Origin of the sequence: Nocardia sp. CY41 (assembly GCF_009829325.1) — a bacterium.
Lineage (GTDB): Bacteria > Actinomycetota > Actinomycetes > Mycobacteriales > Mycobacteriaceae > Nocardia.
The window spans coordinates 238,361-264,364 of sequence record NZ_VUOS01000009.1; the positions used below are offsets into that span (position 1 = coordinate 238,361).

Annotated in this window: 27 protein-coding genes; 15 read left to right on the top strand and 12 right to left on the bottom strand. The window is 69.6% G+C overall.

Going from position 1 to position 26,004, the window contains the following annotated elements:
- Positions 1–2: 2 nt before the first annotated feature.
- Complete coding sequence (locus GVY64_RS12030; protein WP_236566770.1) at positions 3–722, bottom strand: SDR family NAD(P)-dependent oxidoreductase; 720 nt, start codon at positions 720–722, stop codon at positions 3–5.
- A gap of 100 nt (positions 723–822) precedes the next feature.
- Here GVY64_RS12030 and GVY64_RS12035 point away from each other — a divergent pair, with 100 nt between their 5' ends.
- Entirely contained in the window at positions 823–1,680 is an 858-nt protein-coding gene (locus GVY64_RS12035) for a helix-turn-helix transcriptional regulator (RefSeq protein WP_159840628.1), read from the top strand.
- Here the strand turns inward: GVY64_RS12035 and GVY64_RS12040 are convergent.
- On the bottom strand, positions 1,677–3,962 hold the full coding sequence (locus GVY64_RS12040; protein ID WP_159840630.1) for an ATP-binding cassette domain-containing protein: 2,286 nt from the start codon (positions 3,960–3,962) through the stop codon (positions 1,677–1,679). The genes GVY64_RS12035 and GVY64_RS12040 overlap by 4 nt on opposite strands.
- Before the next feature lie 189 nt (positions 3,963–4,151).
- On the opposite strand from GVY64_RS12040, the gene GVY64_RS12045 reads away from it, so the two are divergent.
- On the top strand, positions 4,152–4,727 hold the full coding sequence (locus GVY64_RS12045; RefSeq protein WP_159840632.1) for a class I SAM-dependent methyltransferase: 576 nt from the start codon (positions 4,152–4,154) through the stop codon (positions 4,725–4,727).
- 25 nt (positions 4,728–4,752) lie between these two features.
- On the opposite strand, the gene GVY64_RS12050 is transcribed toward GVY64_RS12045, so the two are convergent.
- Together GVY64_RS12050 and GVY64_RS12055 are read right to left on the bottom strand one after the other, a co-directional pair.
- A complete protein-coding gene (locus GVY64_RS12050) occupies positions 4,753–5,637 on the bottom strand; it encodes an LLM class F420-dependent oxidoreductase (RefSeq protein WP_159840634.1) in 885 nt (294 codons plus the stop codon).
- 258 nt (positions 5,638–5,895) lie between these two features.
- Positions 5,896–6,972: an SDR family oxidoreductase gene (locus tag GVY64_RS12055; RefSeq protein ID WP_159840636.1), complete on the bottom strand. Its 1,077-nt coding sequence runs from the start codon at positions 6,970–6,972 to the stop codon at positions 5,896–5,898.
- A 110-nt stretch (positions 6,973–7,082) separates the two neighbouring features.
- On the opposite strand from GVY64_RS12055, the gene GVY64_RS12060 reads away from it, so the two are divergent.
- From GVY64_RS12060 to GVY64_RS12085, 6 genes are all read left to right on the top strand, one after another.
- Complete coding sequence (locus GVY64_RS12060; protein ID WP_159840638.1) at positions 7,083–7,709, top strand: TetR/AcrR family transcriptional regulator; 627 nt, start codon at positions 7,083–7,085, stop codon at positions 7,707–7,709.
- Positions 7,710–7,769: 60 nt separating this feature from the next.
- Positions 7,770–8,081: a nuclear transport factor 2 family protein gene (locus GVY64_RS12065; protein WP_159840640.1), complete on the top strand. Its 312-nt coding sequence runs from the start codon at positions 7,770–7,772 to the stop codon at positions 8,079–8,081.
- A gap of 43 nt (positions 8,082–8,124) precedes the next feature.
- Entirely contained in the window at positions 8,125–9,264 is a 1,140-nt protein-coding gene (locus GVY64_RS12070) for an alkaline phosphatase family protein (protein WP_159840642.1), read from the top strand.
- Between the two features lie 90 nt (positions 9,265–9,354).
- Positions 9,355–9,678, top strand: coding sequence for a hypothetical protein (locus GVY64_RS12075; protein WP_159840644.1), 324 nt, complete (start codon positions 9,355–9,357; stop codon positions 9,676–9,678).
- A gap of 136 nt (positions 9,679–9,814) precedes the next feature.
- A complete protein-coding gene (locus tag GVY64_RS12080) occupies positions 9,815–11,029 on the top strand; it encodes a transcriptional regulator (protein ID WP_159840646.1) in 1,215 nt (404 codons plus the stop codon).
- A 175-nt stretch (positions 11,030–11,204) separates the two neighbouring features.
- The gene (locus GVY64_RS12085) at positions 11,205–11,585 is read left to right on the top strand and encodes a DUF779 domain-containing protein (RefSeq protein WP_236566771.1); all 381 of its coding nucleotides are present in this window, start codon (positions 11,205–11,207) and stop codon (positions 11,583–11,585) included.
- Between the two features lie 68 nt (positions 11,586–11,653).
- On the opposite strand, the gene GVY64_RS12090 is transcribed toward GVY64_RS12085, so the two are convergent.
- A complete protein-coding gene (locus tag GVY64_RS12090; protein WP_159840650.1) occupies positions 11,654–13,207 on the bottom strand; it encodes a succinic semialdehyde dehydrogenase in 1,554 nt (517 codons plus the stop codon).
- Between the two features lie 274 nt (positions 13,208–13,481).
- Here GVY64_RS12090 and GVY64_RS12095 point away from each other — a divergent pair, with 274 nt between their 5' ends.
- From GVY64_RS12095 to GVY64_RS12110, 4 genes are read left to right on the top strand one after another with little or no spacing between them, the layout of a single operon-like run.
- Positions 13,482–15,836 (top strand): sensor histidine kinase, encoded by a 2,355-nt coding sequence (locus tag GVY64_RS12095; protein WP_159840652.1) that lies wholly within the window; start codon positions 13,482–13,484, stop codon positions 15,834–15,836.
- Positions 15,837–15,838: 2 nt separating this feature from the next.
- Complete coding sequence (locus GVY64_RS12100) at positions 15,839–16,252, top strand: roadblock/LC7 domain-containing protein (RefSeq protein ID WP_159840654.1); 414 nt, start codon at positions 15,839–15,841, stop codon at positions 16,250–16,252.
- Between the two features lie 8 nt (positions 16,253–16,260).
- Positions 16,261–16,635: a DUF742 domain-containing protein gene (locus GVY64_RS12105; protein ID WP_159840656.1), complete on the top strand. Its 375-nt coding sequence runs from the start codon at positions 16,261–16,263 to the stop codon at positions 16,633–16,635.
- A complete protein-coding gene (locus GVY64_RS12110; protein WP_159840835.1) occupies positions 16,616–17,215 on the top strand; it encodes a GTP-binding protein in 600 nt (199 codons plus the stop codon). Before GVY64_RS12105 ends, GVY64_RS12110 begins: the two co-directional genes overlap by 20 nt.
- Before the next feature lie 47 nt (positions 17,216–17,262).
- Here GVY64_RS12110 and GVY64_RS12115 read toward each other — a convergent pair whose 3' ends face one another.
- The 3 genes from GVY64_RS12115 to GVY64_RS12125 are packed head-to-tail and all read right to left on the bottom strand — an operon-like array spanning position 17,263 to position 18,738.
- Positions 17,263–17,760, bottom strand: a complete 498-nt coding sequence (locus GVY64_RS12115) for a hypothetical protein (protein WP_159840658.1) — start codon at positions 17,758–17,760, stop codon at positions 17,263–17,265.
- A 32-nt stretch (positions 17,761–17,792) separates the two neighbouring features.
- Positions 17,793–18,206: an NUDIX hydrolase gene (locus tag GVY64_RS12120; protein ID WP_201297990.1), complete on the bottom strand. Its 414-nt coding sequence runs from the start codon at positions 18,204–18,206 to the stop codon at positions 17,793–17,795.
- A gap of 58 nt (positions 18,207–18,264) precedes the next feature.
- Positions 18,265–18,738, bottom strand: coding sequence for a winged helix-turn-helix transcriptional regulator (locus tag GVY64_RS12125; protein ID WP_159840660.1), 474 nt, complete (start codon positions 18,736–18,738; stop codon positions 18,265–18,267).
- Positions 18,739–18,792: 54 nt separating this feature from the next.
- On the opposite strand from GVY64_RS12125, the gene GVY64_RS12130 reads away from it, so the two are divergent.
- The gene (locus tag GVY64_RS12130) at positions 18,793–19,593 is read left to right on the top strand and encodes an acyl-CoA thioesterase (protein ID WP_159840662.1); all 801 of its coding nucleotides are present in this window, start codon (positions 18,793–18,795) and stop codon (positions 19,591–19,593) included.
- 13 nt (positions 19,594–19,606) lie between these two features.
- On the top strand, positions 19,607–21,037 hold the full coding sequence (locus GVY64_RS12135) for an MFS transporter (RefSeq protein WP_236566772.1): 1,431 nt from the start codon (positions 19,607–19,609) through the stop codon (positions 21,035–21,037).
- Between the two features lie 207 nt (positions 21,038–21,244).
- Here the strand turns inward: GVY64_RS12135 and GVY64_RS12140 are convergent, their stop codons facing one another.
- The 3 genes from GVY64_RS12140 to GVY64_RS12150 are packed head-to-tail and all read right to left on the bottom strand — an operon-like array spanning position 21,245 to position 23,700.
- Positions 21,245–22,354 carry a DNA glycosylase AlkZ-like family protein gene (locus tag GVY64_RS12140; protein ID WP_159840664.1) on the bottom strand — a complete coding sequence of 370 codons (1,110 nt, stop codon included), beginning with the start codon at positions 22,352–22,354 and terminating at the stop codon, positions 21,245–21,247.
- A gap of 18 nt (positions 22,355–22,372) precedes the next feature.
- Complete coding sequence (locus tag GVY64_RS12145) at positions 22,373–23,323, bottom strand: M56 family metallopeptidase (protein WP_159840666.1); 951 nt, start codon at positions 23,321–23,323, stop codon at positions 22,373–22,375.
- Entirely contained in the window at positions 23,320–23,700 is a 381-nt protein-coding gene (locus tag GVY64_RS12150) for a BlaI/MecI/CopY family transcriptional regulator (protein ID WP_043691105.1), read from the bottom strand. Before GVY64_RS12150 ends, GVY64_RS12145 begins: the two co-directional genes overlap by 4 nt.
- Before the next feature lie 127 nt (positions 23,701–23,827).
- Here GVY64_RS12150 and dinB point away from each other — a divergent pair, with 127 nt between their 5' ends.
- Positions 23,828–25,069 (top strand): DNA polymerase IV, encoded by a 1,242-nt coding sequence (gene dinB / locus GVY64_RS12155; RefSeq protein WP_159840668.1) that lies wholly within the window; start codon positions 23,828–23,830, stop codon positions 25,067–25,069.
- A 54-nt stretch (positions 25,070–25,123) separates the two neighbouring features.
- Here the strand turns inward: dinB and GVY64_RS12160 are convergent, their stop codons facing one another.
- Positions 25,124–26,002, bottom strand: a complete 879-nt coding sequence (locus GVY64_RS12160) for a phosphoribulokinase (RefSeq protein ID WP_159840670.1) — start codon at positions 26,000–26,002, stop codon at positions 25,124–25,126.
- Positions 26,003–26,004 lie beyond the last annotated feature (2 nt).

A 26,004-nucleotide genomic window follows, 5' to 3' on the forward strand; every position in this document is an offset into this window, starting at 1 on the left:
TCTCACCACGGCACCGGTCCGGTGCGATCGAAGAAGCCACCGGTCGGCCCGTCCGGTGGCAGCGTCGCCAACCGCACGATCGCGTCGGTGCCCTCGGTGACGGTTTGGAAACCGGCGTGCCCGTTGAGGTCCGTCGCGGTGTAGCCGGGATCGGCCGCGTTGATCTGGAAGCCGGGAAGCGCACGGGAGTACTGCGACGTGATCATGTTCAGCGCCGTCTTCGACGCCGGATACGGCAGGCCGAGCAGGGTGGATTCGACCCGGGTGGGGTCGCAGGTGCGCGCCAGCGAGCCTATTCCGCTCGAAACCATCACGACCCGCGGCTGCGGTGCAGCGCGCAGCAGCGGCAGGAACGCGTTCGTCACCTGCACCGGGCCGAACACGTTCGTCTCGAATACCGCGCGGAAATCCGCGGCCTCGACCAGCTCCGGCGTCTTGCGGGTGCCGCCGATGCCCGCGTTGTTGACCAGTACGTCCAGCCGCGCGGTCCGTCGCGCGACCGCCTCGACCGCGGCCTCGATCGACGCGGCGGAGGTGACGTCGAGCGAGACGAACTCGACTGCCGATCCACCCTCGGCCAATTCCGCCGCAGCCGCCTGGCCCAGCTTCGCGTCGCGCGCCGCGAGAAACACCCGCCAGCCCAAATCGGCCAATCTGCGGACGGTTTCGCGTCCCAAGCCCTTGTTCGCCCCGGTCACCAGGGCGGTCGTCGTGTCGTTCACGGGGCCAGCGTCACGTGCCCGGCACCCGTCCGCCAGGGCTGCCAACTCCTGGGAGTAGCGATCCCACCCCGGCCACGATCGGACACGGCATGATCGAGCTGTGGATCGAACCGAGCTGGCCGCGTTGCTGAGACAGGCGCGCGACCGAGTGCGTCCGGGCGATGTCGGGCTGCCCGCGGGGTCGCGCAGGCAGGTGCCGGGGCTGCGCCGCGAGGAGGTCGCGCAGCTCGCCGGGGTCAGCGTGGACTACGTGGTGCGCCTGGAGCAGGGGCGCGGTCCCCGTCCGTCCAGCGCCGTGCTGGCCGCGCTCGCCCGCGCGCTGCGGCTCAACGACGAGGATCGCACCCTGCTGTTCCAGCTCGCGGGCGCGGCGCCGCCGCAGGCGGGCCGCATCGACATGGTGGTGCGCCCGAGCGTCTTGCGTCTGCTGGATCGGATGGCGGATCTGCCCGCGCTGGTGCTCTCGGCGAAAGCCGATGTGCTGGCGTGGAATCCGATGGCGACCGCGCTGCTGGGCGACTTCTCCGCCTGGCCGCCCGCTCAGCGCAACATCATCTGGCAGCGTTTCCTCGGCACCGAGCCTGGACGGGTCCGGATGACACCCGCCGAGGCCGACAACGCCGCGGCGTTCTCGGTGGCCACCCTGCGCAGCACCCGCGCGCGCTACCCCGACGATCCCGGCCTCCTGCGCCTGGTCTCCGAATTGCGTTCCCGTAGCCCCCGATTCGAGCAGTTGTGGAACGCGCGGCGCTCGGGGCAATGGCGCAGCGCGACCAAGACGATCGACCACCCGCACCTCGGATCGCTGCGGCTGGACTGCGACACCCTGCTGGTCCCGGATACCGACCAGGCCGTCGTGGTCTACTCGGCGACGCCGGGCAGCCGGGAGGCCTCGGCGCTGGAATTGCTGCGAGTGACCGGGACCGAGCAGTTCACGGTGCCGGAGTCCTCCGGCTAGCTGCCCGTCTTGTACCGGCGCAGGTACTCGCCGGTCAGCGAGGACGGGTGCGCGAGGAGTTCGGCGGGCGTGCCGGTGAAGACGATCTCGCCGCCGTCCTTGCCGCCGTCCGGCCCGAGATCGATCACCCAGTCCGCGTGGGCGACCACATCGAGGTTGTGCTCGATCACCACGACGGTGTTACCCCGGTCGACCAGACCGTCCATCAGCGCCAGCAGCGTGTCCACGTCGGACATGTGCAGTCCGGTGGTGGGCTCGTCGAGCACGTAGACGCTGCCGGTGTTCTGCAACTGCGTGGCCAGCTTGATGCGCTGCCGTTCGCCCCCGGACAGCGTGCTCATCGCCTGGCCGAGGCTCAGGTAGGCCAAACCCACCTCGTTCATCGTGCGCAGCTTGGTGTGCAGCGCCTTCTCCGCGAAGAATCCGAGCGCCTCCTCGGCCGGCATCTCCAGCACGTCGGCGATGGACTTGCCGCGCAACGTCAGGGCGAGCACGTCCTCGGAGAAGCGCCGTCCGTCGCAAGCATCGCAGTGGGTGGTCACGGGATCCATGTAGGCGATCTCGGTGATGATCACCCCGCGGCCCTCGCACTGTTTGCACGCACCCGCCGAATTGAAACTGAACAGGCCCGCGGACTCCCCCGTCGCCTTGGCGAACAGCTTGCGGATGGGGTCCATCAATCCGAGGTAGGTCGCGGGTGTGGACCGGGACGACGCTGCGATGGGCGATTGGTCCACGAAGATCGCCTCGGGATGCTCCCGGACGAACACGTCGCGGATGAGACTGCTCTTACCCGAACCCGCGACTCCGGTGACACAGGTCAGGATGCCGGTGGGGATCCCGACGGTCACGTTCTTCAAGTTGTGCAGCGTCGCACGCTCGATTCGCAGTTCGCCCGTGCCCGCGCGGAAGGAGTCCTTGACGCGGAACGGCCTGCGCAGACCGGCTCCGGTCGGGGTGTCGGCATTGCGGAGGTCGGCGAAATTTCCCTGGAAGACCACCTGACCGCCGTGCGCGCCCGCTCGCGGCCCGACATCGACGACGTGGTCGGCGATCTGGATGACGTCCGGATCGTGCTCCACCACGATCACCGTGTTCCCCTTGTCCCGCAACGCCTTCAGCAGATCGTTCAACCGGCCCACATCCCGCGGGTGCAGCCCGACGCTGGGTTCGTCGAAGATGTAGGTCAGTCCGATCAGCGTGCTGGACAGATGCTTGATCATCTTCAGCCGCTGCCCCTCGCCGCCGGACAGAGTCGAGGTCGGCCGGTCCAGGCTGAGATATCCCAGTCCGATGTCGGCCACCCGCCGCAGGGCGGTGCGGATGGCTCCGGCCAGGCCGGCGGCGGCCGGATCGGTGATCTCGTCGAGCACCTCGATCAGATCGGTGATCTGCAAGCGCGCCCAATCCGCGATGTTGCGGTCGCCGATCCGGGTGGCCAGCGCCGCCTGGTTCAGACGGGCGCCCGCGCAGGTCCCGCAGACTCCTTCGGTGAGGAACTGCTGCATCTGCTCGCGGGTCTTCTCGCTCAGCGTCGAGGTGTCGCGTTGCAGCCGGGTCCGCGTGAATTTCGTGGCGATGCCTTCGTAGTTCGCCTTCCAGGTGCCCTTGCTGAAGGTCAGCTCGACCTTGCCGCCGGTGCCGTAGAGCAGGTCGTGCAGCTCCGCGTCGGTGTAGTCGGCGAGCTTCTTGTCCGGATCGAAGCGGCCGGACTTGCCGTACAGTTGCCAATCCCCGCTGCCCACGCCGTATCCCGGCAGGAGGATCGCGCCTTCGTTCAACGACTTGGTGCGGTCGAGCAGCCGGTCGGGATCGGCGCGGACGGTGACGCCGAGTCCGTCGCAATCCGGGCACATGCCCTGCGGCACGTTGAACGAATAGTTGTAGACGAATCCCGCCGAGGGCGAACCGAATCGGGCGAACATGGCCCGCACCATGGAGTAGATGTCGGTCATCGTGCCGACCGTGGAGCGCGGCCCGCCGCCGACCGGCTGCTGGTCGATGATCACCGGCGCGGTGAGATTCTCGATGGCGTCCGCGTGCGGGCGTTCGTAGCGCGGCAGGAAGTTGAGGATGAACGCGGGGAAGGTGGCGTAGAGCTGGCGCTGGGATTCGACCGCGATGGTGTCGAAGACGATCGACGATTTGCCCGAGCCGGAGACGCCGGTGAAGACGGTGATCTTGTTCTTCGGGATCTCGAGCGACACGTCCCGCAAGTTGTGCTCGCTGGCTCCGAGCACTCGGATGGCGTCGGTCGATGCGGTGGATTCGGCGAAAGGCATACCGCACACCTTGCCATCACGGACCCCTGAAACGCTCCGGTAAGTGTGATGCAAATCACATTTACCTCAAGTGTCGGATTGTGGGCCTTCACGGCCTTTTGCGGTCCGCAGCAACTCCCCGGCTTCCGCTGACTCCGAGGCGTCGGCGGCCGTCCCACGCCCGGAATCGATTGCCCCTACAGTGTCGAAGTGCGCGACGACCCCTACTGGAATCACAACACCCACTACCACCCGTGGTTACTGAAGCAGGTGCCGCCGTCGGCCCGCACCGCACTCGACATCGGCTGCGGAGACGGCCTTCTGGCGCGCAAGCTGGCCCGTCGCGGGTTGACCGTCGCCGGAATCGATGTCGATGCCGAGCCCTTCGCGCAAGCCCCGGTGACGCCAGGGGTGTCCCTCGACCAGGCCGATTTCCTCGACTACACGGGCTCTTTCGATGTCGTCACCACGGTGGCGACCCTGCACCATGTCCCGCTGCACGAGGGCATCACCGCATTGCGCCGTCTGGTCGCACCCGGCGGTGTCCTCGCCGTAGTCGGGCTCTGGAACATGACCCTGCGCAGGGACTACCACTATCTGCCCCTGCTGCCCGTCATCCGGATGACGGACCTCCTGCACCGGTCCGGCGAGCCCGGCGTCCAGTTGCGTGACCCGGTCGACGGGTACGCCGAGATTCGCTCGGCCGTGGCGGATCTGCTACCCGGTGCGCGCATGCGGCGACGGCTCATGTGGCGCTACACCCTGCTGTGGCGAAAGCCCGCGTGAGCACCCGCTGCCGCGAACCCGCCGCTCAGCGCAGCAACTGGAGGACCGGCGCGAACTTCTCCATGCTGTCCTCGAGGACGGTGACGTAGCTGATGCCGTAACGGTCGCGTCGTTCGCGCAGGCGGTCGGCCATCTCCTCGGGGGTGCCCATGAGCAGGATCGGGTGCTCTTCCGGGGAGTCTGCGACGTCCGGCGGCAGCGCCGGGCCGAATACCTCCAAGACGCTCGCGCGTTCGTTCGGCGGGACCACCCGCTGTACGAGGATGTTGAACTCGACCTTGTCCGCTCGAGGACCGAGCAGCTCCCTCACGTAGGCGACGCGTTCCTCGATCTCGGCCAGCCCGGCCATCTGCAGGGGCCCGCCGTTGCGCGCGGCCGCCGCGCCGGTGAAGGCGATGATGTCGGCGTGCCGCGCGGCGACGCCGAGCAACCGGTCGCCCCATCCGCCGATCAGCACGGGCGGACCTGTCGGCTGCGCGGGTTGCGGCTGATATTCCGGGTCGGCGAACAGGCCGCGCAGCGTGATCACCGTCTGCTCCAGATGCTCGACGCGCTTTCTGCCGCTTTCGAACGGGATGCCCGCGGCCTCGAACTCCGCCTGCACGTAGCCCGCGCCGAGCCCGAGTTCGACGCGCCCGTCGGTGAACTGATCGGCGCCTGCCACGTCGCGCGCCAGCAATACCGGGTTGTAGAACGCGGTGTTGAGCACGTACGTGTTCAACCGCACCCGCTCGGTCGCCTCGGCAGCCAGAATCATCGCGGGGAACGGCGCAGGCAGGCCGAGATGGTCGGCGACGCCGACCACGTCGAAACCGAGTTCCTCTGCCCGGCGGCATTTTTCGATCCAATTCTCGCGGCTCTCGGGGACCACCATGTTGACACCGAATCGGAAGGGGCGCTGCGCAGTCACGTGTCCTGTCTAGCGAACCGCGCCGGAGCGCCGCACGTCGGGGCCGGTTTCAGCACTGCGCGAGCGCGCCCGCGGCGACCGCGATACCGAGTAGCGCGACGCACGCGGCCGCTGCCGGCGCCGGACGGCGCAACGCCCGGCGGAGGGGGCCAAACACTCCGTCCGGCGGAGTTCCCGGCCGGGGATCGGCGGGCGAGCCGACGCCGTGCCATGGCGACGGTGGTGACGATCAATGTCGCGATCAGCATGCTCGCATCCCTAGACCCGCACGGCGCGCGGCGCGGAGGCCGCCGGGGCAGGCTTGCGCCGCGGCGGCGCGACGATTCCGTGCTGTAACAGGCTTTCGGCGGTGTCCAGCACGGTTTCCCGGACAGGCCGCATGGTCCAGCCCAGTTCGCGCCGCGCTTTGCCCGCACTGAGCGACTCGGTGCGCCCCAGAGTGGGCACGGTCAACCGGACGCCCTTGTCGAAGAGCGCGACACAGCGCACGAGCCAGTCCGGCAGCCGTCTGGTCGGCACCCGGAACCCGCGCGGCCCGTATTCCTCGGCGAGGATGCGCGCGATGTCCTCCATCCACAAATGCTCGCCCGCGCAGATGTAGCGGTTGCCCGTGGCCTCCGGCGTCTCCAGCGCGAGCCGATGCGCCACCGCGAGGTCGCGCACGTCCACCGGCGCCCAGCCCACCCGGGGCGCACCGGGGACGTCACCGGCGAGCAACCTGCGTACGGGCTCGTGTGACGTGCTCGTCGCGGCGGACAGCAATGGTCCGAGCACCATGCCCGGGTTGACGACGACCAGCTCGAATCGTTCGCCCGCTGGGAGCTTCGCGACGAAATCCCAGGCGGCCCGCTCGGCGAGCGTCTTGCTCTTCTGGTAGGCGGGGCTGCGCTCGACCACCGTCCAGTCCGCCTCCGTGCGCAGGGCGTCCTCGGCGTGACCGTACGCGATCGCGGCGATCGAGGACGTGAGCACCACCCGGCGTACCGTGCCCGCGGCAGCGCAGGCGCGCAGCACGCGCAGCGTTCCCTCGACCGCGGTGTCGATGAGCTCGCGCTCGTCGTCGGGCGGGGTGCTGGGAAACGGAGAGGCTACATGCAGGACAGCGGCGCTGCCCGCGACAGCGGCCGCCCAGCCGTCGTCGCCGTCGAGGTCGGCTCGGGCGAATTCGAGCTCGCCCCCGATGCGCCGGGCCGCCTCGGCCAGGTGTGTTCGCTTGCCGGTGGCGGCGAGGTCGCGCACCGTCGCCCGCACGGCGTAGCCGTGTTCCAGCAACTCGGCGATGACGTGCCCGGCGACGAAACCCGTTGCGCCCGTGACCGTTACTTGTGTGCTCATGTCTACATCCGTCTCGTCGTTGGTTCTCACGACGCCCATCTGAGCGCCGCTCAGATAATCTAAGCACCGCATAGTTAGGTTGTCCAGGGCCCGTCGCATAGGCTCGGACGGTGACGCGGACCAGTTACCACCACGGCGCCCTGCGCGACGCGCTGCTGGCCGCCTGCCTGCGTTTGATCGAGACGGAGGGCCTCGCGGCGGTGAGCCTGCGCCGGGTGGCGCGCGAGGCAGGCGTGTCCACTGCGGCGCCCTACCACCATTTCCCCGACCGGGCCGCCCTGCTCGCGACCCTGTCCACGCAGGGCTTCCAGCTACTGGGCGCGCAGTTGGCCGCCGCCCGCGCCGAGGCGGAAACGCCCATGGCCGCGCTCACCGCCCTCGCGAACACCTACGTGCGGTTCTCTCGGGAACGCCCGGCCTACTTCCGCTTGATGTTCCGGCCCGAACTCTCCCAGCCCGACAAACATCCCGACACCATGGCCGCGGGCGACGCGGCCTTCGGCGTCCTGGCCGACGCCATCACGGAGTGCGTCCGAGCAGGAGCGCTGCCGGCCGACAAAGCCGACACACTGGCGGTCATGTTCTGGGGTCTCGGCCACGGCTTGGCCTCGCTGTGGCTGGACGGACAGCTGGAGAAACGCGCCGGACAATTCGGGACCACCGCCCCGGCGTTGGTGGACGATGTCATGCGGACCTTCGCGACTTTCCTGGAGCCGAGCGCGCCGCCGCTGACCTAGAGTAGACGCCAGACATTTGCTGTCCGATGCTTCCCACACCGATCCGAGAGGACGACCCGGATGACCGCGCAGCTGGATCCGACGGTGCAGGAGTTCGTCGACGCGCTCAACGCCAACGATCAGGACCGGTTCTACGCGGTGCTCACCGACGACGCCACCATGTCCGACGACGGGGTGGAGCGCAACCTCCACCAGTGGACCGGAGCGGAAATCTTCGACAGCAACGGCCGCATGCGGGTGGAGTCCGTCGGTGACGACGGCACCGAACTGGTCGCCGACTACACCAATTCCCGGTGGGGGTCGATGCGCACCACCTGGCGATTCGTCCTGCGCGACGGCAAGGTGAGCCGTTTCGAGACCGGACAGGCGTGAATGCGCTTGCCAGGCAGCCGCCGACATTGACATTCTGACCTTCGTGTTCGTCGCGCCGCGCTACGGTTCGGGTTCTCTGGCCGACCTGTTCCCCTCCGTCCTCGCCGGTCTCGGTGTACCAGGCGAGGAGGACCGCCTCGGGCTGCGCCTCGACGCCGACCAGGTCTGCGTCCTGCTGGTGGACGGACTCGGGTACGAGGATCTCGTCGCGAATCCCGCTGCGGCGCCGTTCCTGTCCGGCCTGGCGCCGATCCGGCTCACCGCCGGTTTCCCGACGACGACGGCCACCAGCCTCGCCTCGCTCGGCGTGGGCGTTCCGCCCGGTGAACACGGCATCGTCGGCTACCTGTTCCACGTTCCCGGTTACGACCGGCTCTTCACTCCGCTGTCCTGGCGGCTGCACGGCGCGCCCAAGTCCGATCTGCGGCGGGAACTGATCCCGTCGGAATTCCAGCCCCGCACAACGGTTTTCCAGCGCGCCGTCGCGGACGGCATCGCCGTCGCGCAGGTATCACCCCGCGATCAGGCGGGGTCGGGGCTGACCGAGGCGGTGCTGCGCGGTTGCGAGTTCCGCCCGCAGCTGTCGTTCGGCGATCTCGTCGCCGGTGTGAGCGAGGCATTACGCGCGGGCCCGCGCTCCCTGGTCTACACCTACCACGGTGATCTCGACCTGACCGGACATGTCCGCGGGCCCTCCTCACGCTCCTGGCAACTGGAGCTCACGCACGCCGACCGGCTCGCCGCCGCGCTCGCCGACGAGCTGCCCGCGGGAGCGGCACTGCTGGTGACCGCCGACCACGGCATGGTGCACCTGGACGATCGCCTCGATTTCGACACCACGCCCGCCTTGCAAGACGGTGTCCGGGCGCTCGGCGGTGAGCCCCGCGCCCGCCACGTCTACACCGAGCCGGGCGCCGAATCCCACGTCGCGGCAGCCTGGCAGGCGACCCTCGGCGCGGACTTCGAGGTCCTCGACCGAGCCGAAGCCGTAAGCCGTGGCTGGTTCGGCCCCACCGTCGCCCCGGCGATCGCCCGGCGCATCGGCGATCTGGTCGTGGTGGCCCGGGGCCGACGTGGCGTCATCCGAACCGGCGCCGAGCCGCTGCAATCGCGGCTGGTCGGTCACCACGGATCGCTCACCCCGGCGGAGATGAACGTCCCGCTGTGCGTGTTCCGCGCCTGAGCACCCGCCGTCGCTGGACACTCGGCGCCGGCGCTCTACGCTGAAGTCCGATCGCGGCGGGCAGCGCCGCCGAACCTTCAGGAGGAGCCCATGCACGCCACGCTGTCACGAACCGGCCGCACCGGCCTCGGGATCGCGATGGTCGCCATGGCGCTCGCGGGCTGCAGCGACATCGAACGCGCCCTCAACCGCGGCGGCGACACGCCGTGCAGCGAGTACGTCAAGCAGGATCAGGACACCAAGCGCACGACGATCACCAAGTTCGTCAAGCAGCAGAGCAAGGACGACCGCGAACCGGCCGGAACCGCCGTGGACGCGACCATGGTGTCGGTCGACCTGTTGTGCGGCGCCCAGGCCAACGCCGACACCCCCATCAAGAACGCCGACGTCGCAGGCATTTTCATCCGGAAGTGACCGCTCAGCGCGGCGGATGGGCGGCAGGCCGGTCCGCCGCAACCGGCCGGTAGGGCCCCGAACAGCTCGCCACTCCCGTCGGCGTACGCCAGAATGAGAGTGCGAATACGAGCTCACACGACGATGGGTCTTCCACGTGGCGCAGTTCCGCACCCTCACACAGCAGCGGGTCGAACTGGAAAAAGAATGGGAGCGTTGGGCGACGGCTCCACGGGTGACATCCCGGCCCAGCGCCGCCGTCCTCCGCAACGAAGTAGCGCAATCGTGGCGGCGGTCGATGTACACCGTCGATCCCGGCACCACGGTCGCGCCCGCGGTGGACGACATCGGTGATCGCTGGGCGGCGTCCCCGCTCCGGGAACCGGTGACGGCGCTGGCGGGTGAACTGCGCGCCGTCACCGAGGACTCCGGCTACCTGGCCGTGGTCACCGACAGCGCGGGCACCGTCTTGTGGTCCTGCGGCGACCGCACGTTGCGCAGGCAGGCCGAACGGGTCAATCTCGCCCCGGGCGGGTGCTGGGGCGAAAACCATATGGGCACCAACGGTTTGGCGCTGGCGCTGCACACCGATCGCCCTGCGACGGTGTTCTCCGCCGAACATCTGGTCGCCGCTCTGCACGGCTGGGTCTGCTATTCCGCGCCGATCCACGGGCCGGACGGCAGACAGGTCGGCGCGTTGGACCTGTCGAGTTCCTGGGAGCGCTCGCATCCCGCGGTGCTCACCTCGGTGCGCGCGCTGGTGACGGCGGTGGAGACGATGCTGCGCACCGCCGCGCCCGTACCCACGCCGGGGATCCGGCTGGAATGCCTCGGCGCCGCACGCCTGGTGCGCGACGGGGTGCCACTGCCGCTGCCGCCTCGGCAGTTGGAGATCCTCGCGCTGCTGGCGCTCCAGCCGGACGGCTTCACCCCCGAGCAATTGCACGCCGCCCTGTACGGCGACCGGTCGGTGTCCATCAGCACGCTCAAAGCCGATGTCTCACATCTGCGCCGCGCGATCGGAGGCGACATCAGCAATCGCCGGTACGCGCTGACCGGTCCGGTCGCCTGCGATGCCGTCGACCTGCTCGCCGCCGTCACCGCGGGCGACACCACCTCGGCGGTGTGGCTGTACCGGGGGCCGCTGCTGCCCGGATCCGAGGCGCCCGACGTGCTGCGGTGGCGCGACTACCTCGACGTAGGCGTGCGGACCGCCGTGCTCACCGGCGACCGGGCAGAGCACGCGGTCGCGTTCGGCGAACGCGCGCCCCGTGACATCGCGGTCCACGAGCACGCGCTGCGGTTGCTTCCGCCCGACGACGTGCGGCGGGCGGTAGTCGCGGCTCGGTTGCATACCGCGTTGCGCGACTAACGTTCTCACACCAACCTCGCGCCAACCTCCGCCGACCATAGTGAGTCGGTCCGAGATACATCTGCGAGGAATCATGAGCTTTGCCAGACCGGGGCCGGGACTCCGGCATCGCCGACTACCCGACACACGCCGGCCACGTCATCCACGCCGGTCGGCCGACGCCGGAGCGCACCGGGTGGACATCACCGATCGCGCCAGAACCGCCTTGCGCCGCGTCATCCACCAGCACGGGGCCGTGCTGCTGCATCAGTCCGGCGGACACCGCGACAGCGGCGAGCCCCGCTGCCTGCCCATCCGGGAATCCCGGATCGACGGCGCGGATGTCCTGCTCGGAAGTCTCCCCTGGCACACCGAGTTCTGGATCAGCGGTGAGCAATACGAGCACTGGAAGAACACCCACCTGACCGTCGACGTGGCCGATGCGCCCGGCGGCTGCGCTTCGGACGCGCTGGAGGGTCTGCGATTCGTCCTCAGATCACGGCTGCTCACCGAGGAGGAAGCAGCGGCGCTGGCGGCCGGCGGGCCGCCGCGCACCGGAGCCGACCGGTTGGCGTGACCCCTGCACGACCGAACCGGCGGATCGTCCGCCCGGGTGGGCACGACCACCCGGGCGGACGTCGTGCGTCAGCGTCCGGGCAGGAAACGCAGACTGCGGGCCACGGTCATCAGGAACGGCTGCCACCTGTCCTTCGGGTACAGCTTCGGCGCGTCCAGATTCATGAAGCGTGTGACCACGACCGTTTGCGGCTCGGTGAACTTGAGCAGACCGTCCGGACCGTGACGGCGCCCCACACCCGAGATGCCCATGCCGCCCATCGGGGCTCCGGTGGTGCCCCAGGCCGGCGCGTAGCCCTCGTCCACGCAGACCGTGCCCGCGCGCAGCCGCGCCGCGATCCGCTCGCCTTCGGACTTGCTCGCCGCCCATACCGAGGCGTTGAGGCCGTAGTCGGTGTCGTTGGCCAGGCGCACGGCCTCCTCGACGCTGTCGACCGGATAGATCGACACCAGCGGGCCGAAGGTCTCGTCGCGACCGCATTCCATCTCATCGGTCACGTCGGCGAGCACGGTCGGCTCGAAGAACAGCGGACCCAGATCCGGCCGGGCGGTGCCACCGGTGAGCACCTTCGCTCCCTTCGAGGTGGCGTCCGCGACGTGCTTGGACACCGTCTCCAGTTGCGCTTCGGAGATGAGGCTGCCGATGTCGGTCGAATAGTCGTAGGCGGCGCCGAGTTTCGCCGCGTTCACCGCGGACACGAATTTCTCGGTGAACGCCGCGGCGACCGCGCGCTCCACATACAGCCGCTCGATCGAGATGCACAGTTGCCCGGCGTTGGAGAAGCAGGCGCGCACGGCCGCCTTTGCCGCTTTGTCCAAGTCTGCGCCCGCGGTGACGATCATCGGGTTCTTCCCGCCGAGTTCGGCGGAGAAGCCGATCAGCCTGCGGCCACACTGCTCGGCCAGGGTGCGGCCGGTCGCCGAGGAACCGGTGAACATCAGATAATCGCAGTCCTCGACGATCGCGGTGCCGACCACATTGCCCGGGCCGGGGACGACCGCGAGCAGCTCGCGCGGCAGACCTGCCCGGTAGAGCAACTCGGCGCCGGCCAGCGTGGAGAACGGGGTCTGGCTGTCGGGCTTGACCACCACGGCGTTGCCCGCGATGAGCGCCGGGATGGAATCGCCGATCGACAGCAGCAGCGGATAGTTCCACGGCGCGATGACACCGACCACGCCTTTGGGCTGGTACCGGACGGACGCGCGGTTGAGCACGGGGAACGCGCCCGGTACGCGGTGAGTGCCCAGCAGGCTCGGTGCGATCCTGGCGAAATACCGGGCCGCGAACATCAGCCCCATGATCTCTTCCTGAGCCGCCCAGCGCGCCTTGCCGGTCTCGGCTTGCACCACGTCCATCAGGAATTCGCGATGCTCGACCACCAGCGCGCGGTACCGATTCAGCACGGCGGCGCGTTCGGCCACCGGCCGGGCCGCCCAGCGCTCCTGCGCGGCTCTGGCCTTGGCGAAGGCGGCAGCGACGTCGGCCGCGGTGCCGACCGGCACGCTGCCCAGCGGGTTCCCGGTGAACGTCTCGGTGATCGTCCTGCGCTGACGGTCGGCGGGCGCCTCGATCGCGGCCAGCGCGCTGAGACGGTCGAATACATCGGCTTCCGGCGCGGGCATCGTTGCCTCCTACTTGTGAGTAACCGAGGGATACACACAATCTACGCCGCATGCGGCGCGCTCTGAACCGGCCACGGGATGATTTCCCGCGCCGCGCGCCCTCCGCGCCCGCACAGGTCAGCCGCAGCGGCGCGGTCGAGTTAGAGTTATGCACTGCGGCAATCAATTTCGGCGCGGCTTCGCCGGCTCACACGAACGGACGTGAAGTCAAATCGAGTCCCGCTCACCGGGACAGGGCGGCCGGATCGCCCGGTTCGTGGATTACGTTGTGCCGATGTTCAGAGCGAGGCTCGGGGTCCGCACCCGGATTCTGGCGATCGCGCTCATCCCGAGCCTGACTCTGCTTGTCGTCGGTGTGGGTGCTACGAGCTATCTGGTCGCGGAGGGGACCAAAGCCAAGGACTGGGCGGCCGAGAACCAGAAGGCCATCCCCTCGACCAGGGAGATGATGGAGGCGGTCCAGCAGGAACGCCACCTGACGCTCGCGCAAATGTCCGGCGACGGCACCGCGGCGACCGCGCTCGGCGCCGCGCGCATGCGTCTGGACGGGGCGCTGCGCGGCCTGATCCAGGCCTCCGAAGGCATCCGCGACGTCGACGACTCCAAGCTCGGCGACAACGTCGCCAACTTCACCACCCTCACCCAGAACATGAGCGCCGTGCGCGGCGGCGTCGACGCCGCCGCGCTGCCGCCCGCGGACGCGTACATGTTCTACAACCGCCTGCTCGACGTCATCTCCGTGGGCACCAAGGTCGCCGAGCAGACCGCGCCGTACACCGAGATCGGCGTCCGGATCGCCACCGGCATGCGGCTGTTCAACGCCACCGAGGCGATGGCACGCAGCAACGCGCTGGGCGGCCTGTACATCGACGGCCCCACACCCCCGGCCATCCCCGCCGAGGAGTACATCCGCCAGATCGGCTTCTACCACAGCGAGATCGCCGCGCTCGGCGCCGAGTTGGAAGGCGCGGAGCAGCGTCACCTGCAGACGCTCATCGCGAGTCCGGCCTGGCAGCAGCTCACCACCATGGAGAACGCCGTCGTCCAGCGCGCCGTGGCATCCGCTCAGCCGCCCTCGACCGGATCGAGCACATCCGGCAACGGTGCGCGAGCGTCGAGCCCGCCACCGCTGCCGCTGCCGCTGAGCACGCAGGAATGGCACAGCGCCGCCGCCGAGGTCAACCGCGGCTTGATCGACGCCTGGACCACGCACAACCGGGCCTCGCAGAAACTCGCGGAGGACAAGGCCGCCGCGGCCGCGACCAGATCCGCGTTCGCGGGCGGCGGCGTGCTGGTGGTCAGCGTGCTGGCGTTCCTCATCGCGGTGATCATCGCCAACCGCGTCATCCGCCGGTTGAAGCGGCTGCGTGGGCAGACGCTGGCCCTGGCCGACGAACGGCTGCCGGACATGATGCGCAGACTGCGCGACGGCGAAACCGTCGACCCCGCGGCCGAATCCTCCGTTCTGGACTACGGCAGCGACGAGATCGGCCAGGTGGCCAAGGCGTTCCAGCACGCGCATTCCGCGGCCGTCGCCGCGGCGGTGGCCGAGGCCCGCACCCGGGAAGGCGTGAAGGCGGTCTTCCTGAACATCGCGCACCGCAGCCAGATCGTGGTGCACCGGCAGCTGGAGATCCTGGACGAAGCCGAGCAGCGACAGGAGGATCCGGTCCTGCTCGACACCCTGTTCCGGCTCGATCACCTCGCGACGCGGGAACGGCGCAACGCCGAGAACCTCACCATCCTCGGCGGCGGCAAACCGGGCAGGCAGTGGCGCAACCCGGTCCCGCTGGTCGACCTCGTGCGCAGCGCCGTCGGCGAGACCCTCGACTACGTCCGGGTCCGGGTGGCCCGGCTGCCCGAGGTCCGCGTGCTCGGCACCGTGGTCGCCGACCTCATCCATCTGCTCGCCGAACTGGTGGACAACGCCACCTCCTTCTCGCCGCCGCAGTCGCGAGTCGAGGTCTCCGGCAACGTGGTCGGCAAGGGCGTCGTGGTCGAGATCGCCGACCAGGGCATGGGCATGTCCGAAGTAGACCAGGCCACGATGAACGAGACGCTGCGCAATCCACCGGATTTCGGAGTGGCGGCGCTGTCGGCGGATTCGCGGCTGGGGTTGTTCGTGGTCGCGCAGCTGGCCGCGCGCCACGGCATCGCGGTGCGGCTGTCGGACTCCGACTACGGCGGCATCAAGGCCATCGTGCTGATTCCGTCCGCGCTCATCGCGACCGATTCCGATGCACCGCAGACACCGGCGGAGCTCACCGATCCCGGCCGTCGTGGCAGGCTCATCGGCGGCTCCGCGGTCGCAGCGGAGACGGAGACCGCCGTGCAGACCGCGCCGTCGTCCGTCGCGACGCTGCCGGCCGAAGCCGCCACGCCCGCGCGCTACGGACCACGCCCGTATACCGAGGCGCCGATGCAACCGGGCCCCGACGGCCGCCCGGCGCTGCCTCGGCGCAATCGACAGACCAACCTCGCACCGCAATTGGCGCAGCCGGTCCAGGAGCAGGCCGCCTCCGTGCAGCCGCCACGCTCCGCCGAGCAGGCCCGCGATCTGATGTCCGCCATCGAGAACGGGACCAGACAGGGCCGTCGCGCCGTCATCTCCGACGAACAGGAAGGCTAGGGGTGTCCGCTTCTCCAGCAGGTGATCTGAATTGGCTGCTCGACGATCTCGTCGACCGGCTGGCCGGCGTGCGCCACGCGGTGGTGCTGTCCACCGACGGGCTACTACTGGGTCGTTCCAGCGGTATGAGCCGCGAGGACGCCGAACACTTCGGCGCGATGTCCTCGGCGCTCTACGGGCTGGCGCGCAGCGCGGGCAACCGATTCGACGGCGGCGGCGTCCGGCAGGCGGTCATCGAACTCGACCGCGCGGTGCTGTTCGTGACCTCCGCGGGCGACAACGCCTGCCTGGCACTGCAAGCCGCCGAATCGGCCAACCTCGGCATGGTGGCCTACGAGATGAACCTGACCGTCCAGCGGGTCGGCAACTACCTGTCCACGACTGCCCGGCAAGACCTCGTCGGACAGGTCGAGTAAGTCCTGCCATGACCCATCCGCGTGAGCCCTGGTTCGACGAGGCGGCCGGACCGCTGGTGCGTCCTTACGCGCTCACGCGCGGGCGCACCGCGGGTGCCGGACCCGAACTGGATATGCTCACCACCGTGATCGCGGACACCTCCGCGCCCACGTTGCGACGCAGCGAACCCGAGTACTCCGATATCCTTCGGCTGTGCCGGGTTTCACAGACCGTCGCCGAACTCTCCGCACAGTTGCGTTTGCCGCTGGCGGTGACGAAGATCCTCGTCGGTGACCTGATCGGCGACGGGCAACTGATTTTCCGTGCTCCCGTTCCGACGGAGGCCGGACCCGATGACCTCAACATATTGCGAGCGGTACTGGATGGAATCCGAAAACTTTGACCCGAGCGGCACACCACAGCTGGCCGCGTCGGTCAAGATCCTCGTCGCCGGCGGGTTCGGCGTCGGCAAGACCACGATGGTCTCGGCGATCAGCGAGGTCGCGCCCTTGCGCACCGAGGAGCTGATCACCGAGGTGAGCACCGGCATCGACGATCTGTCGGGCGTCGAGCAGAAGTCCACCACCACGGTCGCTCTGGACTTCGGCAGGCTCACCATCGATCGCGACTTGGTGCTGTACCTGTTCGGCACACCCGGGCAGGACCGGTTCTGGTTCCTCTGGGACGAACTGGCGCGCGGCGCACTCGGCGCCGTCGTGCTGGCCGACACCCGCAGGCTGGGCAATTCCTTCGCGGCCGTGGACTTCTTCGAGCGGCGCGGTCTGCCGTTCATGGTGGGTGTCAACTGCTTCGACGGCGCACCGCGCTACACCGTCGACGAAGTGCGCGACGCGCTCGACCTCGACTCGGTCACCCCCGTCATGCCCTGCGATGCGCGCGACCGCAGCTCCTGCAAAGACGTGCTGCTCACCCTCGTGGAGCACCTGATCCAGCGGGCGCAGCGCGCACACGCCACCACCTGAGCGCGCCGTCCCCGCTCGCGGCGCCGCCCGCTGGGCTTCGGCGGGCCTCACGCCTGCCGCAGCCAGGCCACGAAGAGAAGCACGCCGCCCGCGACGAGCGCGACCGCGACCGGAGCGGGCCACCGTGGCCCCTTCCGGCCGAGCAGCCCGCGGGTGAGCCGCAACTGGAACACGCCCAGCCCGGCCAGAATCAGCAGCCACACCGGCAGCAGACCGACGCCCAGCGCCGCGTGCACCGCCCAGGCGCCCGCCAAACTGGGCCCACCCCAGGATCCATCCAGGTTGTCGCCGGCGACGAGCGGGAAACAGACACCGCGGAACGCGGCGACGATCGCGAGGAACGCCAGGAACCAGGCCAGCAGGCCCACCCCGCCGCTGAGCACCGAGTGCGACACCGAGCGCAGAGCCGAGAATTTATGCGGCAGAACGGATTCGCCGAGCATTCGCCGCGGCGCGCGCAGCCGGGTCGGAATCCGCCGCGCCGCCAGCGGCAGCGCCCGCAGGGCATAGGCGGCATAGCGCAGGAGTGCCCGAAGCCACGACATACCACCGACGGTAGCGCTGTCCGGTCCGCGATTCACCGTAGCAAGCCCGCGTCCACCAGATCGTCGAACAGCAACTGATCGACCGGTGGGACGAGAGCGCGGTCGGCGTAGCAGAACCACGCGACCTCCTCGATTTCGCTGCTCGCTGCCAGTGTTCCGCGGTAATCCGCGGTGTAGCAACTCATCCGCACCACTGCACCGTCCGCCGGGCCGTGCGACGCCTCGTAGGTGCCCACGTGCGCGGCGGTTTCCGGCAACAGCGCGACGGTGAGCTCTTCCTCGATCTCGCGCAGCAGAGTCTGCAGATCGGTCTCGCCGCCCTCGCGCTTGCCGCCCGGGATGTAGAAGACGTCCTTGCCGCGTGGTCTGGCGCAGAGGATTCGTCCGTCCTCGATGCGCACCCATGCCACCGTGTCGATCAGTTGCCGCACTCGCCCGTCCGCCACCGCCGCAGCCTATCGCCGCGCGGCGGCGATCGCGGAACCGGCCGCGCCCGCGGCCGCCTCAGCCCGAGGGCAGGAGGGCAGGATCCTTGGCACCGGGACCGAGTACGGGACGCAGGTCGCGCGGCGCGACGCGTTCACCGCACTCGGAGCACACCGGCTCGATGGTCGCGAGGTTTCCGCACGTGGTGTGCACGATCTGCACCGGCGGGCCGTCCGGGGCGGACCATTCGTCGCCCCACTGACGCATCGCGGTGACGACCAGCCACAGCGAACGGCCTTTCGTGGTGAGCCGGTAGTCGTAGCGAACCGGGTTGTCCTGATAGGGCTCACGGCTCAGCACCCCGTGCTCGACCAGATGCTCGAGGCGCTGCGTGAGCACATTGCGGGCGATTCCGAGGCGGGCGCGGAAGTCGTCGAAGCGCGTCACGCCGAACAGAGCGTCGCGCACGATCAGCAGCGTCCACCACTCCCCGACCACCTCGAGGCACTGGGCCAGCGAGCAGTTCATCTCCTCGAAGCTCGTCCTGCGCATAGTCGTCAGCATAGTCAGTTGCTTCAAAGAACTCACCAACTTATGGTGAGTTTCATGAAGCAACTAACTGGGTGGACCCTCGCCGAGGAGTTCGCGCTCACCGAGACCGGCGCCGGTGGGTGGCAGGCGCGTGTCGACCGGTCCTGGCGCGGCTGGACCGGTCCGCACGGCGGCGTGATCGCGGCTCTGCTCATCGAGGTGGCTCGGGCGGCGGCCGCCGAACCACTGCCGGTGCGCGCTGTGGATCTCCGGTTCCTGGGCCGCCCCACAGAGGACCTGCTCACCTTCCGGGTGGCCGAGCACGCCGTCGGCCGTAGCACCGTCGTCCTGGAGGTCTACGCCGACCAAGGCGGCAACCCGGTCGCCGGAGCGTCCGTCACACTCGGTCGCACCGTGGCATCGGATGTCGCGGACTACACGGGCGCGCCCGCACCGCGGGTGCCCGACCCCGAATCCTGCGCACCCTTCGCCCTCCCGCCCGAAATCGTCCCGGCAAGCGCTCATTTCACCATTCGACCCGCGGCGGGACCGCTGCCGCTCACCGCGGCGGAGGAACCGATGATGTGCGCGTGGATCGGTCTCGTCCCCGAGCTGCCCGCGAACGCCGCCGCCCTCGCGATCCTCGCCGATGCCTTGCCGCCCGCCGTCTTCCCCACGCTGCGTGCGCCCGTCGCGATCCCCACCGTCACGCTGTCGATGCACCTGCACGAGGCGCCGACCGGCGACTTCCCGGTGCTGGTGCGCACGGCGAACGCCTCCACCGGCGGCGGATGGTCGGTGGACGATACCTCGATCTCGGACCGGAACGGCCGGCTGCTCGCCTCCGCTCGCCAGACCCGCCGTGTGCTCGGCTGAAACGGAGACGATCGTGAATCCCCCCGCCACCGCCCCGACCCGGGGCGTCGCCGACTTCCGGCCCGTGCTCGCCGTCGTCTCGATCGGTGTCCTGCTGTCGAGCCTGGATCTGTTCATCGTCAACGTCGCCCTGCCGGACATGGCCGCCGATTTCGGCGGAGCCCGGATCTCGGGGCTTTCCTGGGTGCTCAACGCCTACGCCATCGTGTTCGCCGCACTGCTGGTCCCGGCGGGACGACTCGGTGACCGCCGCAGCATCCGCACCACCTTCCTTCTGGGACTGGTGGTGTTCGTCGCCGGGTCGGCACTGTGCGCGACCGCCTGGGACGTCGGGTCACTGGTGCTGTTCCGCGTTCTGCAGGCCGTCGGCGGCGCGCTGCTGACGCCCGCTTCGCTCGGCTTGGTACTCGCGGCCAGCCCGCCGCAGCGCCGCGCCGCCGCGGTACGCCTGTGGGTCGCCTTCGGCGGGCTCGGCGCGGCCCTCGGTCCGGTGCTCGGCGGCATTCTCGTCGAATTCGGCTGGCGCTGGGTGTTTCTGGTGAATGTGCCGATCGGTCTGGTCGCCGTGGTGATCGCAGTGCGGACATTGCCCGATCCGCCGGGCGACGGCGGCCGACTGCCCGACCTGCCGGGTGCGGCGCTGCTGGTCGGCGCGATCGCCGGGCTGGTGCTCGGGCTGGTCAAGGGCGAGGACTGGGGGTGGTCGTCGGCGCGGGTGCTGACGGCGTTCGCGGTGGCGGCCGTCCTGACGGTGGCGTTCGCCGTCTCCTCCGCCCGCCACCCAAGTCCGGTGGTGGATCCGGCCCTGCTGCGCGCGCCCAACTTCGCTTGGATGACCGGCAACGCGGTCTTGTTCAACGTCGCCTTCGGCGCGATGCTGCTGTCGGTGGTGCTGTGGGCGCAGAACGTCTGGGGCTGGTCGGCACTGCGCACCGGCCTGGCCATCGCGCCGGGCCCGCTGATGGTGCCGGTGATCGCCGTCCTGGCGGGGCGACTGATCGGCCGGATCGGCGCCGGGCCGGTCATCGCCATGGGCGGAATCGTGTTCGGGGCGGGCATGCTGTGGTGGGTGCGGGCGATCACCCTGACGCCCGACTATGTCGGCGGCCTGCTCGGCGGCATGGTGGTCAGCGGCATCGGCGTCGGTCTCACCCTGCCGACCGCCTTCGCGGCGGGCACCAGCGGGCTGCCGCCGCAGCGGTTCGCCACCGGATCGGCCGTGCTGAGCATGGCGCGCCAGATCGGCCTCGCGGTCGGGGTCGCGGTCCTGATCGCGGTACTCGGCACACCGGCAGGCCCGGAGGCGACCCTCGACGCGTTCCGGCGCGGATGGTCCGTGACGGCCGCGGTCGCCGTCCTGGCGGGTTTGGTTGGCATGGCCGCCCGCATGCCGAAACCCGCGCAAAAGCATGCGGACTCGGATACCGAGTCGGCCGTAGCCTGATCGGCGCCGACGAGCGAGGCCACACGCAACCGTACGCGGACGAGGAATTGCGGGACGCGGCATTCCGGCAGGCGCAGAGCCGGATATCGGAAGGTCATGGCCGGCGATCGCCATCCGGTCATGACCGCTCACCGACCACTCGTCCGATCCCGGTTTTCGAGCCGTTCGGTGCACAGCGCACCCTCGACGGCTCGAAATCAGCGCGGGCTACACAGCTCGCACGGTGAGGTTCTCGCGCCCGGCCGCCAGCGCCACGTGCGCGAGGGCCTCGTCCAACCCCCGCCTGGGCAACGGCGCGCCGTCGAACATGGTGATCTCGACGGCGTCCTCGGCGAGCTCCCACACGCCCGCGATACGTCCACCTACCACGACGATCGGTGAGATCCACCCCGCCGCGCGACTCACTTTCGCGCGGTGGGCGGCAGGGAGCAAGGCGGTGTCACCGGTGCCCGGGGCTAGCACGTACTGGTCGAAGGCGCCGAGCAGGTGCACCGTCGCGCTCGGCGCGGCGGCGACCAATTCGTCGACCCGGGCGGTCGGCAGGAAGGCGCGGCGGCCCTCCACGTCCACCTCGGTGAGCAAGTCACCCAGTTCGGCGAACCAGCGCCGCACCGTGGTCTTGCGCAGGCTGTTGCGGCTGAGCCAGGCGTCGAAGGTCTCCGGCGTCGCCGGGCCGTAGGCGCTGAGATAGGCGAGGATCGCCGCCCGCGCCGCCGCCTCCGGCTCGGGCAGCCCGGGCCAGTCGCGGATCAGATGCGCCGGACTGGTGAACGTCACCTTGTTGCCCCGCGCCGGGCCGTGGCAGAGCGCCCCCTGCCAGGCCAGCGGTTTCAGCAGCGCACCCCACCCGGAGCGCAACTCTTCACCGAGCCGGTGGAACTCCGGCGCGGACACCAGGGCTTCGACCAATTCCTCCCGGGTGAGCACCGCGGCGGCGAGCACCTCGGCGACCGCCTCGGTCAACGCCGCGACCTCCGCGGGCGAGGCGCCGAAAGTCTTCTGCCACGAGGGCTTCTCCCAGGTGCGCGCGGAGCCGATGAGCGTGAGAGCGGCCGCGGCCAGGTCGGGGGTCAGCGCGTGCAGCGTGCCGCGCATCGCCCAGGTCTTCATCAGGCTGCCGTCGTCGAGCGCGCGGACCAGCGCGCCGGATTCGGGTTTCGTGCTGCGCAGGGCGACAGCCAATTCCGCCGCGGAGGTGACCTGGGCCTGTATGCCGCACAGGCGCTCGGCGATCGCTTCGGCACCCTCGTCGGTGCGGGATCCGACGTGCTGACGTTGCAGCCGCCAGGCGAAGACCTGATCCCAGGTGGCTCGCACACGCGCTCCTTCTCGTACTCAGCTCAGCAGCGCACCGGCGGCGGCCACCGTCGCGGCGGCCAGTGCCGACCCGGTCACCGTCATCGCGATCACGCCGAGCAAGGCGGTGCGGGTTGTGGCTCGCCGGATGGCGCCGACCGGGTCGGCCAGCCGCTCGGCGCGGGCCAGTACCGCGGTGCCCGCCGCGGCCAGCGCTCCAGGGGGCGCCGGCTCGACGACGCCGACGATCGCCAGCAGTCCGCCCAGCAGCGACAGCGAACCGTGCTCGTCGGCGGCCTTGTCGTCGGCGCACATCTCGAGCAGCCGCGCGATCTCGGCAGCGCCGACGGTGAACAACCGCAGGCCCGGCAGCGTGGTGGCCACCGCGCGCAGCACCGCCGTCAACGCCGCGTGCCTGCCGGACAGGTGCGCGCGTTCGTGCGCGAGCACCGCGGCGAGCTGCTCGCCGTCCAGCGCCGCCAACGCCGCCGTCGTGACCACGATGGTGTCGGGCTTTCCCGGCACGCAGTACACCTGCCGTTCGGGCGAGTCGAGCACGACCGCGCCGATACCCGGCACCGGCCTGCCGACCAGGCGAACCGCCCGCGCATGGACGCTGGTACGCCTGCGCATGTCCACGACGACACCCACCGCGCGCGCCACCAACGCGACCGTGCCCGCGGCCACCAGCGCCGCCACCGCGAACGTCGCCGCCCGGCCGGCCGCGGCGCCGTGCACGTGCATGGGAGACCACAGGAACGAGGCGCACGCGCTCAGCGCGTCCTTCGGGTGTCCCCAGTAGGTCGCGAACTCGACCGTCAGTACCGCCGCCGCGATTCCCCAGGCGCTGAGCGCACCGATGATCGCGACCACCCAGGCGATCACGCCCAGCCGCGGCGCGATGCCGCGATGGGTCAGACTGCGCAACACGGGCGGACCGAAGGTCGCCACGACGCCGCCGTACAGCGTCAGCGCGATGGCCAGGCTCACGGCACTTCTGGTGACTTGCGCGCCGCCAGTCTGCGTAGCGCGGCACGCAACCCGGCCGATTCCTCGGCGCTGATCCGGTCGACGAAATGACTGAGCACCAGGTCCGAGCGTCCGCCGGAACCGAGCGCTTCCAGCATGAGCCGGGCGCTGTGCTCTTCCCTGGTGAGGGTCGGCCAATATCGATAGGCCTTACCGGCGCGTTCGCGCGCCAGCCAGCCTTTCCGATGCAGATTGTCCATGGTCGACATCACCGTCGTATAAGCGATGTCGCGCTGAGCCGACAGTTCGTCGAAGATCTCGCGCACCGTTGTGTCCTCTGCGTCCTGATCCCAGATGCGGTCCATGATCACCGCCTCCAAATCCCCGAATCCACGCACCGTACCGACTCCCTCATCCGCGCTGTGCCCCGTCGTGGGAACAGGTTACCGGCTGGGACGAGTTACTACGGAGGCAACCAGTAGATCCGCGCAGGCCACCCGGACTGTCGGACCGCCGTGCGAACATATGTTCGTGTCCGATGCGCCCTTCTCCCGATCCGGTCGACCCCGGATACTGGCGCGCCCGGAGGCATCGATCCTGCATGCCGATCTCGACTCGTTCTATGCCTCGGTCGAGCAGCGCGACGACCCGAGGCTGCGCGGCAAGCCGGTGATCGTCGGCGGCGGTGTGGTCCTGGCCGCCAGTTACGAGGCCAAGGCGTTCGGCGTGCGCACTCCGATGAACGGCGGGCAGGCGCGCCGGTTGTGCCCGCACGCGATCGTGGTGCCGCCGCGCATGTCCGCCTACGCGGAGGCGAGCAAAGCCGTCTTCGAGATCTTTCGCGACACCACGCCGGTCGTGGAAGGCATTTCCATCGATGAGGCGTTTCTCGACGTCGGCGGGCTGCGCCGGATCGCGGGCGAACCGGTGGCCGTCGCGACGCGGCTACGCGCGGAAGTCCGCGACCGGGTCGGCTTGCCCATCTCCGTGGGGATCGCCCGCACCAAATTCCTCGCCAAGGTGGCCGGCGCCGTCGCCAAACCCGATGGCTTGCGGCTGGTGCCGCCGGACCGGGAACTGGACTTCCTGCACCCGCTGCCGGTCGAAAGGCTCTGGGGCGTAGGCGATGTCACCGCGCGGACGTTGCACGAGCACGGCATCACCCGGGTCGGTCAGGTGGCGGAGCTGGGTGAGCGCCCGCTGCGGGCGATCCTCGGGCCCGCCGCGGCCCGCCATCTCTACGCCCTGTCCTGGGCGCGTGACCCGCGCCGCGTCGAGACCGGCAGGCGGCGGCGCTCGATCGGCGCCCAGCGCGCCCTCGGCCGCAGACATCGTCCCCCGGACGAGATCGAGGCCTACCTGCACGGGCTCACCGATCGGCTGGGCAGACGGCTGCGCGCTGCCGAGCGGGTGTGCCGAACCGTGGTGCTGCGCCTGCGTTTCGACGATTTCGCCCGGGCCACCCGCTCACATACCTTGGCCGAGGCCACCGATCACACCGAGACGATCCTGCTCGCGGCACGCGGCCTGCTCACCGGCGCGATGCCGCTCATCCAGGAACGCGGCCTCACCCTGATCGGCCTGGCGCTGACCAACCTCGACGATGCCGACAGCGTGCAGCTCACCCTGCCTTTCGAGGCCCGCGCCGCCAACACCCTCGACGCGACCCTCGACGACCTGCGCCGCCGCTTCGGCTCCACCGCCGTCACCCGCGCCGCCCTGCTGCATCGCGGCGAAGGCATGTCGGTCCCGCTCCTGCCCGACTAGTCCGGTGTGGCCGACAGCGCTTCCTGCTCCTGCCCGTTCGGAACCCGCGACCGCTCAATACGACCGTTTCGGCCGCTTGTCCATCAACCGCAGGATCAGCGGCGTGAAGATCAGCTGCATCGCCAGCTCCATCTTGCCGCCGGGCACCACGATGCAGTTCGTCCGCGACATGAAGGAGTCGTGCAGCATCGACAGCAGATAGGGGAAGTCGATCACTTTGGGGTCGGCGAAGCGGATCACCACGAAGCTCTCGTCCGCCGTCGGAATGCTGCGCGCGATGAACGGATTGGACGTGTCCACCGTCGGCACCCGCTGAAAATTGACGTAGGTGCGGGAGAACTGCGGGCAGATGTAGGTGACGTAGTCCGGCATGCGCCGCAGGATCGTATCGATCACGGCCTCGCTGGAATAGCCGCGCTCGGTCTTGTCCCGGATCACCTTCTGGATCCACTCCAGGTTGATGATCGGCACGACGCCGACCAGCAGATCGGTGTAGCGGGCCACGTCCACGGTGGCGGTGACCGCCGCGCCGTGCAGGCCCTCGTAGAACAGCAGGTCGCTGCCGGGCGTCAACTCCTCCCACGGCGTGAAGGTGCCCGGCTGTTGTCCGTAGGGCTTGGCCTCGGCCTCGTCGTGCAGGTACCGGCGCACGGTCCCGACACCGGTCTCGCCATAGTCGCGGAAGAGCGTCTCCAATTCCTTCAACAGGTTCGCTTCCTCGCCGAAGTGCGAGAACCGCACATTGCGGTTCTGCTCGGCCTCGGCCATGGCCAGTTTCATCTCGTTGCGGTCGTAACGGTGGAACGCGTCGCCCTCGACGATCGCCGCGTTGATTCCTTCACGGCGGAAGATCTCCTGAAATGTCCGGGTCACGCTGGAGGTCCCCGCCCCGGAGGACCCGGTGATGGCGACGACCGGGTGCTTGACGGACATGG

Excerpts from the sequence above, each read along its gene's own strand:
- GVY64_RS12040 (WP_159840630.1), bottom strand. The coding sequence starts at position 3,962 with ATGCCTTTCGCCGAATCCACCGCATCGACCGACGCCATCCGAGTGCTC.
- GVY64_RS12055 (WP_159840636.1), bottom strand. The coding sequence starts at position 6,972 with ATGAGCACACAAGTAACGGTCACGGGCGCAACGGGTTTCGTCGCCGGG.
- GVY64_RS12065 (WP_159840640.1), top strand. The coding sequence starts at position 7,770 with ATGACCGCGCAGCTGGATCCGACGGTGCAGGAGTTCGTCGACGCGCTC.
- GVY64_RS12075 (WP_159840644.1), top strand. The coding sequence starts at position 9,355 with ATGCACGCCACGCTGTCACGAACCGGCCGCACCGGCCTCGGGATCGCG.
- GVY64_RS12090 (WP_159840650.1), bottom strand. The coding sequence starts at position 13,207 with ATGCCCGCGCCGGAAGCCGATGTATTCGACCGTCTCAGCGCGCTGGCC.
- GVY64_RS12095 (WP_159840652.1), top strand. The coding sequence starts at position 13,482 with ATGTTCAGAGCGAGGCTCGGGGTCCGCACCCGGATTCTGGCGATCGCG.
- GVY64_RS12105 (WP_159840656.1), top strand. The coding sequence starts at position 16,261 with ATGACCCATCCGCGTGAGCCCTGGTTCGACGAGGCGGCCGGACCGCTG.
- GVY64_RS12110 (WP_159840835.1), top strand. The coding sequence starts at position 16,616 with ATGGAATCCGAAAACTTTGACCCGAGCGGCACACCACAGCTGGCCGCG.
- GVY64_RS12115 (WP_159840658.1), bottom strand. The coding sequence starts at position 17,760 with ATGTCGTGGCTTCGGGCACTCCTGCGCTATGCCGCCTATGCCCTGCGG.
- GVY64_RS12125 (WP_159840660.1), bottom strand. The coding sequence starts at position 18,738 with ATGCGCAGGACGAGCTTCGAGGAGATGAACTGCTCGCTGGCCCAGTGC.
- GVY64_RS12130 (WP_159840662.1), top strand. The coding sequence starts at position 18,793 with ATGAAGCAACTAACTGGGTGGACCCTCGCCGAGGAGTTCGCGCTCACC.
- dinB (WP_159840668.1), top strand. The coding sequence starts at position 23,828 with ATGTTCGTGTCCGATGCGCCCTTCTCCCGATCCGGTCGACCCCGGATA.
- GVY64_RS12160 (WP_159840670.1), bottom strand. The coding sequence starts at position 26,002 with ATGTCCGTCAAGCACCCGGTCGTCGCCATCACCGGGTCCTCCGGGGCG.